Here is a 10,243-nt window from a genome sequence, read left to right on the forward strand (position 1 = left end):
GCCAGCATGGAAGGTGCGGATTCGACGCCGAGCTTCCGCGATGACCGTCATGAACTCGAATTGCGAGGGACCACAATGAAATCCGCTATGACATCGGCCGCTGCGCAGGACTACATCCGTGCGATCAGCTGCGCTGCCACTCCGGTCACCATCGTCACCACCTGCGCACAGGAGGCCCGGTGGGGGCAGACGGTTTCCGCGGTGAGCAGAGTGTCCGACGAGCCGGCGGTTCTCGGCGTCTGCATCAACCGGCGCAGCCCCATCAATGCGGCGATCCGCTCCACAGGTGCGTTCAATGTCTCGTTGCTCGGCTACGAGCAGCGCGGCGCCGCAGACAGTTTCGCCGGGCGTCAGCATCCCGGTCGCCCCGCGTTCACGTTTCTCGACGAAGAGTGGCGTGACGGTCTCAACGGCCTGCCGGTCTTCACCGCCAGCGTGGCCGCCTTCGAATGTGAGCTGCACAGTGTCACGGCTGTGGGCTCGCATCACCTGTATCTCGGTCAGGTGCGCCACGTTGTGCACACCGACGCCGAACCGCTGCTGCACCTTCGCGGCAACTACCGCGCCCTGGCGGCGCACCACACGGAAGGACATCGCAGATGATCAAGACCGGCGAGGAGTACCGGGACAGCATCAACACCGGGCGCGAAATCTACATCGACGGCGAGCAGGTGCACGATGTCACCAAGCATCCGATGTTCGCCCCGATCATCGACATCCGGTCTCGCATCTACGATCTGGCTCACGAAGCGGCCAGCCAGGAGGTCATGACCTATGTCGACGACAACGGTGAGCGCAACGCGGTCGCGAACAAGCTGCCTCTGACACAACAAGACTGGCACGACAAGCGTGCGGCTATCGATCTCGTGCTCGACGAGGTGCGCGGCGTGGTCACCCGCGTCGGCGACGAGACCGTCGGCGAGATGTGGGCGCTCTACGACGGCCAGGATGTGCTCAACGAAGTGGATCCACGTTTCGCCGAGAACATCCGCCGCCACGTCCAGAAAGCCGCCACCGGGGACCCGTTCCACATCTCGGCCAACACCGACCCCAAAGGTGATCGGTCGAAGCGCCCGCAGGACCAGGATCCCGACATGCTGCTGCACGTCGTCCGCGAAACCGACGAAGGCATCATCGTCCGAGGCGCCAAATACGAGACCGCCGCGCCGTACGCGACCCAGGCCTACACCAAGCCCACCATCGCCAACTGGGGCGATGACAAGCTCTCCGATTACGCCGTCGGTTTCATCGCCGACCTCAATGCGCCCAATCTGAAGTTCATCTGCCGCACCGGTTTTGCCGGCCGCCGCGATGCGGCGGACTATCCACTGTCGAACCGGGTGGATGAGGTGGAGTCCCTGGTGATCTTCGACAATGTACTCATCCCGTGGGACGACATCCTGTTCTACCGGCACACCAGGGCAGCGACGTTCGTGCGCAGCTGCCTGCACCGCTACAGCGCGCTGCCCTACGTCCACCGCTCGATCCGGTTCGCGGACCTGATGATCGGTGCTGCCCTGTTCAACGTCCGGCAGACGGGATTGGACAAGAACCCCGCCGTACAGGAGAAGCTGGCGATGTTGGCGTGCTACCGCGAGGGTATCGAGGCGCACCTGACGGCCTCCATCGCCACCGCCGAGACCAGTCCCGGCGGTCTGCTGATGCCCAACCAGTCGCTGCTGTATGCGGGGCGGGTCTGGGCTCAGACGCAGCTGCCGCAGATGATCCACCTCGCCCGCGAACTCTGTGGGGGGCAGATCTGCATCACGCCGGACTCGGCCACGTTCGCCCACCCCGGTGCAAGCCCCTGGCTGGAGAAGTTCTACTCGATCAACGATGACTGGCAGGCCGACGATCGGCGCAAGCTGCTGGCATTCGCCCGGGATCTGCTCAACAGCGATTACGCCGGTCACCGGCTGACCTTCCAACTGTTCGCCCAGGCGCCGCCGTTCGCCCATTACCAAGCCGTGTACCGCAACTTCGACTACGACAACGCACTCGATCTGGTCAGGTCCGCTGCCGAGCTGTCCGACCGGGTGGGCGGCGCATGACCCACCGGCGGATCCGTCCGTTCAACACCAAGGACACCTACCCCGAACAGAATCTCGACAATGACCTGTGCCAGGCCGTCGTCGCCGGCGACACCATCTATCTGCGCGGGCAGATCGGGCAGGATCTCGACACCGGGCGCAACGTCGGTGTCGGCGACGTGGCCGCCCAGACCGAGCAGGCGATGTCCAACATCGCCGCGCTGCTCGACGAGGCGGACTCTTCTGTCGCCGACATCGTCAAAGTGACGATCTACCTTGTCGATCCGCGATATCGGGAGAGCGTGTACCGCGTGGTAGGACGCTGGCTCGAGGGGGTGCACCCGGTGTCGACCGGGGTGGTGGTCAGTGCGCTGGCCCGGCCCGAGTGGCTGGTCGAGGTGGACGTGATCGCCGTGAAGCAGGGGGCGTCATGACGTTCTCGATGGCGGCGCTGGACCGCGACACCGGAGCGTTCGGCATGATCATCGCCTCGTCCTCGCCGGCGGTGGCGTCCCGGTGCCTCAACATTCGCCCGGGCCTGGGCGCCGCCGCCAGCCAGAACGTCACCGATCCCCGGCTGGGTGGGCAGCTGCTGGACCGGCTCGCCGAAGGCGCCGAGCCGCAGGCCGCGATGACCGCTGTGGTGGCCGACCACGCTTTGCGCGACTACCGGCAGTTGACCGTGCTCGACGCGGCCGGGCGCACCGCGGCCTACAGCGGGGCCGGGGCGCTCGGTGTGCATCACCACGTGGCCGGTGACGGCGTGGTGGCGGCCGGCAACATGCTTGCCGGGCCGGCGACCATCACCGAGCTGATCCGTGGCTACGAGACCTCGGGGGCCGACGAGTTCGAAGCCCGCCTGTTGGCCGGGCTCAACGCCGCGCTGACCGCCGGCGGAGAGGAGGGTCCGGTGTATTCCGCGGGCCTGTTGGTCTATCGGGAGGTCGCTTGGCCGGAGACCACCCTGCGCGTGGACTGGGACGAAGATCCCTACACCCGGCTGGCCGAACTGTGGGAGGTCTGGGAACCCCAGCGCGACGACTACGTGCGGCGTGCCCTGGACCCGTCGGCTGCGCCCAGTTTCGGGGTCCCCGGTGATCTCTGAGCCCAAGGCGGCCGCCGGCGATCACCTGCGGCGCAACTGGGAGCTGGTGCGCGGGGTCAGTACCGCCCTGCATGCCGACCCCGAACTGGCGTGGCACGAGGTGCGGGCGCACCGGATGCTGACCGGGCTGCTGGCCGATCGCGGTTTCCGCGTCGACCACCGCGCCGGGGGACTCGACACCGCGTTTCACGCTCGCGCCGGCACCGGCCCGTTGCACGTCGCTTTCGTGGCCGAATACGACGCGCTGCCCGGGCTCGGCCACGCCTGCGGGCACAACCTGATCGCCGCGTCGGCCATCGGGGCGGCGCTGATGGTGCAGGAGGCCGACCGCGGCCAGGGCCTCACCGTGCACGTCCTGGGCACGCCGGCCGAAGAGGGCGGCGGCGGCAAGATCGTGATGCTGGAGGCCGGTGAGTTCGACGGCCTGGACGCCGCGCTGATGATTCATCCGGGGCCGGTTGACGCCCCGCGGGCCGAGCCGATGGCGGTGGCGCACTGGCGTGTCACGTATCGGGGTGTCAGCGCCCACGCGGGGGCCTATCCGCATCTGGGGGTCAACGCTGCCGATGCGTTCACCGTGGCGCAGGTGGCGATCGGCCTGCTGCGCCAGCAGCTGCCGGCGACGGTGCGGGTCCACGGGGTGGTGACCTCAGCGGGGTCGGCGCCCAACGCCATCCCCGACTCGGCGTCAGGCCGCTGGTATGTCCGTGCCCGCACACTCGCCGAGCTGACCGGCATCGAGAAGCGGATCCGCGCCTGCTTCCAGGCCGGTGCCCTGGGCAGTGGCTGTGATCTCGACATCGAGTTGGAGTCCGCGCCCTACTCGGAATTCCGCACCGACGACGAGATCCTGGACCTGTTCGTCGCGAACGCGGCCGCGCTGGGTCGGGATATGAGCGTCGAGCCGCCGGAAGGGGCGGGGGCCATGGCGTCGGCGTCGACCGACATGGGCAATGTGTCGCAGGTGGTGCGCGCCATCCACCCGTATCTGGGCATCGGTTCCCTGCCCGCGGTCAACCATCAACGTGAGTTCGCCGACGCCGCGGTGGGGCCGCAGGCGGAGGCCGCACTGCGCGACGGTGCCACCGCACTGGCATGGACGGCGCTCGATCTCGCCGGGCGGTAGTATCGCAGTTGCATCGCCCTCTCGCGGGAGAGTTCTGTGACCGCCAGCCACAGACGCCGAAGGAGCAACACCTCTCCGTCAACCTCTCAGGCCCCCGGACCGCGTCAGACCACGATGCCTCTGGAAAGCGGTGCGCGCACCCGCCCATGGGGAAAGGCCTGATCGGCCGAATCTCTCAGGCAGCCCGGTTCGGGTCGACGACAGAGGGGGAGGACGCGATAGTTCGTCCTGCTGCCTAGGAGTTCGTGTTGGCCCTCTCCGATGACGCGCTGTTCAACGACAGCGCCCCGAAATTCGCCGATCGGCACATCGGCCCCGGCGCCGCCGATATCGACACCATGCTCAGTGTCATCGGTGTGCAATCCCTCGACGAGCTTGCGGCCAAGGCGCTTCCGGCCGGCATCCTCGACGCACTGGACGCCGACGGGGTGGCGCCGGGTCTCGACAAGCTGCCGCCCGCGGTGTCCGAGCACGAGGCCCTGGCCCAGCTGCGCGCCATGGCCGACGCCAACACCGTCGCGGTCTCGATGATCGGGCAGGGCTACTACGACACGCTCACCCCGCCGGTCTTGCTGCGCAACATCATGGAGAACCCGGCCTGGTACACGGCCTACACGCCGTACCAACCGGAGATCAGCCAGGGCCGCCTCGAAGCGCTGCTGAACTTCCAGACCATGGTCGCCGACCTCACCGGACTCGACATCGCCAATGCCTCGATGCTCGACGAGGCCACCGCCGCGGCCGAGGCGATGACGCTGATGCAGCGCGCCGCTCGCGGCAAGGCGACCCGCCTGGCCGTCGACGTCGACGTCTTCCCGCAGACCGCTGCCGTGCTGGCCACCCGGGCGCGGCCGCTCAACATCGAGATCGTCACCGCTGACCTGCGCGAGGGTCTGCCCGAGGGTGATTTCTTCGGCGTCATCGCGCAACTGCCCGGCGCCAGCGGACGCATCACCGACTGGTCCGCGTTGATCAAGCAGGCCCACGAACGCGGCGCGCTGGTGGCCCTGGGTGCCGATCTGCTGGCCATGACGCTGGTGGCTCCGCCCGGAGAGATCGGTGCCGACGTGGCGTTCGGCAGTGCGCAGCGCTTCGGCGTGCCGATGGGATTCGGCGGCCCGCATGCCGGTTACCTCGCCGTGGCCACCAAGCAGGCCCGCCAGCTGCCGGGCCGGCTGGTCGGGGTCTCGGTGGATGCCGACGGCGCTCCGGCGTACCGGTTGTCGCTGCAGACCCGCGAGCAGCACATCCGCCGCGACAAGGCCACCAGCAACATCTGTACCGCGCAGGTGCTCTTGGCCGTGATGGCCGCGATGTACGCCAGCTATCACGGCGCCGAAGGGTTGACCGGTATCGCCCGGCGGGTGCACGGGCACGCCGCGCGGGTGGCGGCCGCCCTCGGCGATGCGCTGGTGCATGACACGTTCTTCGACACCGTGCTCGCATCGGTGCCGGGCCGCGCCGACGAGGTGGTGGCCGCGGCCAAGGCGCTGGGCATCAACCTGTGGCGGGTGGACGCCGACCACGTGTCGGTGGCATGTGACGAAGCCACCACCGACGCCCACGTGGCATCGGTGCTGCAGGCCTTCGGCGTGTCCGCCGCCGACGCCGAGCCGGTCGACATCGAGACCCGGACCTCGGAGTTCCTGACGCATCCGGCGTTCACCACCTACCGCACCGAGACGGCGATGATGCGCTACCTGCGGTCACTCGCCGACAAGGACCTGGCACTGGACCGCACGATGATCCCGCTCGGCTCGTGCACCATGAAGCTCAACGCCGCGGCCGAGATGGAATCCGTCACCTGGCCGGAGTTCTCCCGCCAGCACCCGTTCGCCCCGGCCGGCGACAGCGCAGGCCTGCGCACCCTGATCGCCGAGGTGGAAGCCTGGCTGGTGGCCGTCACCGGCTACGACGCGGTCTCGCTGCAGCCCAACGCCGGCTCGCAGGGGGAGTACGCCGGGCTGCTGGCGATCCACGATTACCACGCCAGCCGCGGTGAGAGTCACCGCGATGTGTGTCTCATCCCGTCGAGTGCGCACGGCACCAACGCCGCGTCGGCGGCCCTGGCCGGCATGCGCGTCGTGGTGGTGGCCTGCCGGACCAACGGCGACGTCGACCTCGACGATCTGCGCGCCAAGGTGGCCGAGCACGCGGAGAACCTCGCAGCGCTGATGATCACCTACCCGTCCACCCACGGCGTTTACGAACACGACGTCGAGGAGATCTGCGCCGCGGTGCACGACGCCGGCGGCCAGGTCTACGTCGACGGCGCCAACCTCAACGCCTTGGTCGGTCTGGCCCGGCCGGGCAAGTTCGGCGGCGACGTCAGCCACCTCAACCTGCACAAGACGTTCTGCATCCCGCACGGTGGCGGCGGACCCGGCGTCGGACCGGTGGCGGTGCGCTCACATCTGGCGGAGTTCCTGCCCGGTCACCCGCTGGCCCCGGAACTGCCGACCGGTCACGTGGTGTCGGCGGCGCCGTACGGGTCGGCGTCGATCCTGCCGATCACGTGGGCCTACATCGCGATGATGGGTGCCGACGGGTTGCGGGCCGCCACGCTGACGGCGATCGCGTCGGCCAACTACATCGCCCGCCGCCTCGACGAGTACTACCCCGTGCTCTACACGGGCGAGAACGGCATGGTGGCCCACGAGTGCATTCTCGACCTGCGCGGCATCACCAAGACCACCGGCGTCACCGTCGACGATGTGGCAAAACGCTTGGCGGACTACGGTTTTCATGCTCCGACCATGAGCTTCCCGGTGGCGGGGACGCTGATGGTGGAACCCACCGAGAGTGAATCGCTGGCCGAAGTTGACGCGTTCTGCGAGGCCATGATCGCCATCAAGGCCGAGATCGACAAGGTGGGCTCGGGCCAGTGGGCAAAAGAGGACAACCCGCTGCGCAATGCCCCGCATACCGCGGAGTGCCTGCTCGTCGACAAGTGGGAACACCCCTACACCCGCGAGGAAGCGGCCTATCCGCTGGGCAAGAACTACCGGCCCAAGGTGTGGCCGCCGGTGCGGCGCATCGACGGCGCCTACGGCGACCGCAACCTGGTGTGCTCGTGCCCGCCCGTGGAGGCGTTCGCCTGACGCGCGCTGAGCGTGGAGTTCACCCCAGCGACGGGAAGAAGATCACCTGTCCCACGCTGAGGTGATCGGGGTTGGTGATCCGGTTGGCGGCGGCCACCAGCGCGACCCTGGTGGCGACGTCGTGGTCGCCGTACTGGTCGGTGGCGAGTTCCCACAGAGTGTCGCCGGCGGCGACGTGATGCCGCCTGTTGAGCCGTGGCTGGATGAGAACGGTGCCGACGGCGGGATCCTGGTCGCCGAGGTGGTTGGCGACGGTGATGATCGGCCACAATCCCTGTTCGCCGTACCAGCGCTCGGCGAGATTGCGGGGGTTCTCGCCGGCCACCACGGTGTGATGCCCGACGTTCTGCAGGTCCGGGATCAGCAGGCGTTCGCCGACCACCAGGTCGCGTTGTCCGGCGTGATTGGCGACCTCGATGATCGTCTTGGCGGCGATGTCACCGTAGTAGTGCTGTGCCAGTGAGCCGGTGGTGTCGCCGGCGCGCACCTTGTGGCGGAAGGTGACGTAGGGGATCTCCAGCTCCTGGCCCACCAGGATGTGATTCGGATCTGCCAGGGTGTTGTGGACGGCGATCACCGGGAACAGGGCGGCGTCACCGTAAAAGTGCTGAGCCAACGACGACAGCGTGTCACCGGTGACCACCTGATATTTCAAGATCATGGCGGGGTCCTTCGCTCGACTGGAAGCGCGCCGGGTCGAGGCGCACAGCCAGTCTGGGGAGGACCGCCGGGGCGGCTCACGAGTAGTGAGCTACCCCAATCCTCAACTCAGCATCGAGTCGAGCGCGGATCCGAACTCCGGTGCATCGGTGTTGGGCACGTTCTGGTACGTACCGCCGCTGATCTCGGCGACGGACTCCCACGTGGGCCGGTCGGGGTCGTCGCCGACGTTGATGACGTTCACCGCAACCGGGCGAGCCGGGTCGTTGCTGGACCGGATCAGATCCTGTAGGCCCTGGGCTCCCAGCGACTGATCGCTATGGGGACCGGCGGTGATCACCAGTACCGAATTCGTCTGATCCGGACGAAATCCGGTCAGCGCATCGGCGTAGACGTTGCGCAACGTGGTGAACGACACCCTGCCGGCAGAGCCGGGGGTCAGCCCGTTCAACGCCGCATCGAGTGCCTGACTGCGGGGCTGACCGCCGGCGTCGTCACTCAGTGGGCCCGCGGCCACCAGCGTGGAGCCCGCACCGCCGTCGAACGTGATCAGGCCCACCACCGCGTTGGGTGCCATGGCGCGGATCCGTTCCTCCAGGGCGCCGACCACCGGCGCCAGGTTCAGCGACCGGTCCAGCATGATGGTCACCGCCGGGGCGGTGGCTGGCGCGGTCAGGGCGTCGGCCAGTGCCACCCGTTGCTCGTCGTCGGCCACCGTCAACGTCTCCGGCAGCTCGCCGAACGGTGTGACATCGTTGCCTGGCGGCGTGCCGTCGGTGGTGCGGAAACCGGCCGCCGCCAGTTCGCTCTGCTGTTCGGGGTCACGCAGGAAACGCTCGAATTGGCTTGCAGCGCTGATCTGTTCGGGGGAGAGCCAGTCGCCCCCGAGCAGCACGGCGGGGAAGTCAGCGACGGGCACCGGGCCGGGCGGCAGCCAGGAGGCCACGGTGGCGGCGGCGTCGGGCAGGTCGGTGCTGCGTTTGAAGAGCTGCTGTTCGGTGGTTGCGACGGCATGGACGTCCGAGGCGGCCGGGTCGTCACCTTCGAGCAGCGCCGACATGGCGGTGTTCGCGGAGGAGTCGGCCAACTCCGGCTGACCCGACCGCAGCGTCCGGACCGCGGCGGTGCCATCGGTGGCGGGTGCGCCGGACGGCGCGGCTGCTGCGGCCACCGCCTCGGCCGCCAGGTACGCGGCGTCACTGTCATCGCTGGTGGGCAACGCCAGCCGCAGCGATCCCCAGCCGCGCAGATTCAGCCCGTCGAGCGCGGTCGGGTTGGACTGCAGACCCGGCAGCGTTCCCCAGTTCTGCTCCGCGAGCGCGGCCTCGAGCTGCGGGCGGACCGCAAGCAGCACCGGCGACGTGACCAGCGACTTGCTGGCACTGATGGTGCGCGGGTCGACGACGGCCTGCAGCCGCGCCGAGGACACCGAGCTCCCCGGGATCCACAGCGCCGGCTTGTCGCCGAGGTCGCCGGGCCATTCACCGGACAGGCCGTCGATGACGGCATCGGAGTCGCCCGCCTTGACTGCGACCGCGACACAGTGATCGCCCACGGGGGTTGCCGAGGAGTTGAATTTCTCGGCCAGCGGACCCAGCGGTTCGGCGATTGCCGGATCGGCGATCACAGCCACGGTCATCTCGCCCTCCACACAGCGGGAGGCCGCGGTGGCAGACCGATCCGAGAGCGCGTCACCGAAGAACCGCCACAGGATCACGGCTGCCACCACCACGACGACGGTGACGAGCGCGGCGATCACACCGACGCTCACACCCCGTCGGCCCGGCGCCACCGTGCGGTGGCTGCCCGTCCATTCACCTTCGTTGCGGTGACCGCCTGACGGTGGACCGGCGGCGCGGATGACGGCGGTCTGGTCGTCGTCGGCCGGCGGCTGATCCGGCCCATCTTCGAAACCGCTTGTGCTCGAGGTGGGTTCGGCACGGTAACGATCGTCGTCGTCGTTGAATTCATCGTCCGGCTCGTACTCCGAGGAGTAGTCCGGGTATTCGATGTCGTCGTCATCATCGGGCCCGGGCTTGCTGTGCCTACCCATGCCTCGACCCGCCTAACACGTGTGGACCTCTCCTCTGACCGGTTCCCGCTCAGGCGCTAAAGAACCCGGCGACGAGTGTAGTCACTGCCGGGCGGCTGCTTTGTATTCGCGGCGGCGGCGGTGCAGGATCGGTTCGGTGTAGCCGTTGGGTTGTGCGCCGCCTTCGAG

General features: G+C 68.4%; 9 protein-coding genes and 2 riboswitches. Of the genes, 6 read left to right on the forward strand and 3 right to left on the reverse strand.

Annotated features, from left to right (window positions below; genetic code table 11):
- Positions 1-87: 87 nt before the first annotated feature.
- The 6 genes from AC3A6P_RS26965 to gcvP all read left to right on the forward strand — a co-directional run bounded on the left by AC3A6P_RS26965 (position 88) and on the right by gcvP (position 7,362).
- Positions 88-603 carry a flavin reductase family protein gene (locus AC3A6P_RS26965; RefSeq protein ID WP_487695162.1) on the forward strand — a complete coding sequence of 172 codons (516 nt, stop codon included), beginning with the start codon at positions 88-90 and terminating at the stop codon, positions 601-603.
- On the forward strand, positions 600-2,051 hold the full coding sequence (locus AC3A6P_RS26970; protein ID WP_487695164.1) for a 4-hydroxyphenylacetate 3-hydroxylase family protein: 1,452 nt from the start codon (positions 600-602) through the stop codon (positions 2,049-2,051). The genes AC3A6P_RS26965 and AC3A6P_RS26970 overlap by 4 nt, the downstream gene beginning before the upstream one ends.
- Entirely contained in the window at positions 2,048-2,464 is a 417-nt protein-coding gene (locus AC3A6P_RS26975; protein WP_487695165.1) for a RidA family protein, read from the forward strand. The genes AC3A6P_RS26970 and AC3A6P_RS26975 overlap by 4 nt, the downstream gene beginning before the upstream one ends.
- A complete protein-coding gene (locus AC3A6P_RS26980; RefSeq protein ID WP_487695166.1) occupies positions 2,461-3,135 on the forward strand; it encodes a DUF1028 domain-containing protein in 675 nt (224 codons plus the stop codon). Before AC3A6P_RS26975 ends, AC3A6P_RS26980 begins: the two co-directional genes overlap by 4 nt.
- Positions 3,125-4,261: a M20 family metallopeptidase gene (locus AC3A6P_RS26985; RefSeq protein ID WP_487695168.1), complete on the forward strand. Its 1,137-nt coding sequence runs from the start codon at positions 3,125-3,127 to the stop codon at positions 4,259-4,261. The genes AC3A6P_RS26980 and AC3A6P_RS26985 overlap by 11 nt, the downstream gene beginning before the upstream one ends.
- A gap of 14 nt (positions 4,262-4,275) precedes the next feature.
- Positions 4,276-4,373: riboswitch (glycine riboswitch) on the forward strand.
- Positions 4,374-4,475: riboswitch (glycine riboswitch) on the forward strand. It begins immediately after the preceding riboswitch.
- Positions 4,476-4,530: 55 nt separating this feature from the next.
- Positions 4,531-7,362: an aminomethyl-transferring glycine dehydrogenase gene (gcvP, locus tag AC3A6P_RS26990; RefSeq protein WP_487695192.1), complete on the forward strand. Its 2,832-nt coding sequence runs from the start codon at positions 4,531-4,533 to the stop codon at positions 7,360-7,362.
- A gap of 19 nt (positions 7,363-7,381) precedes the next feature.
- On the opposite strand, the gene AC3A6P_RS26995 is transcribed toward gcvP, so the two are convergent.
- From AC3A6P_RS26995 to AC3A6P_RS27005, 3 genes are all read right to left on the reverse strand, one after another.
- Positions 7,382-8,023, reverse strand: coding sequence for a LysM peptidoglycan-binding domain-containing protein (locus AC3A6P_RS26995; RefSeq protein ID WP_487695169.1), 642 nt, complete (start codon positions 8,021-8,023; stop codon positions 7,382-7,384).
- Between the two features lie 102 nt (positions 8,024-8,125).
- Positions 8,126-10,075, reverse strand: a complete 1,950-nt coding sequence (locus tag AC3A6P_RS27000; RefSeq protein WP_487695170.1) for a substrate-binding domain-containing protein — start codon at positions 10,073-10,075, stop codon at positions 8,126-8,128.
- Between the two features lie 81 nt (positions 10,076-10,156).
- Positions 10,157-10,243, reverse strand: an 87-nt coding sequence (locus AC3A6P_RS27005; RefSeq protein WP_487695193.1) for a hypothetical protein, incomplete at its 5' end; no start/stop codon positions are given.

The sequence above is a fragment of the Mycobacterium sp. Soil_C_30 genome (assembly GCF_057656995.1).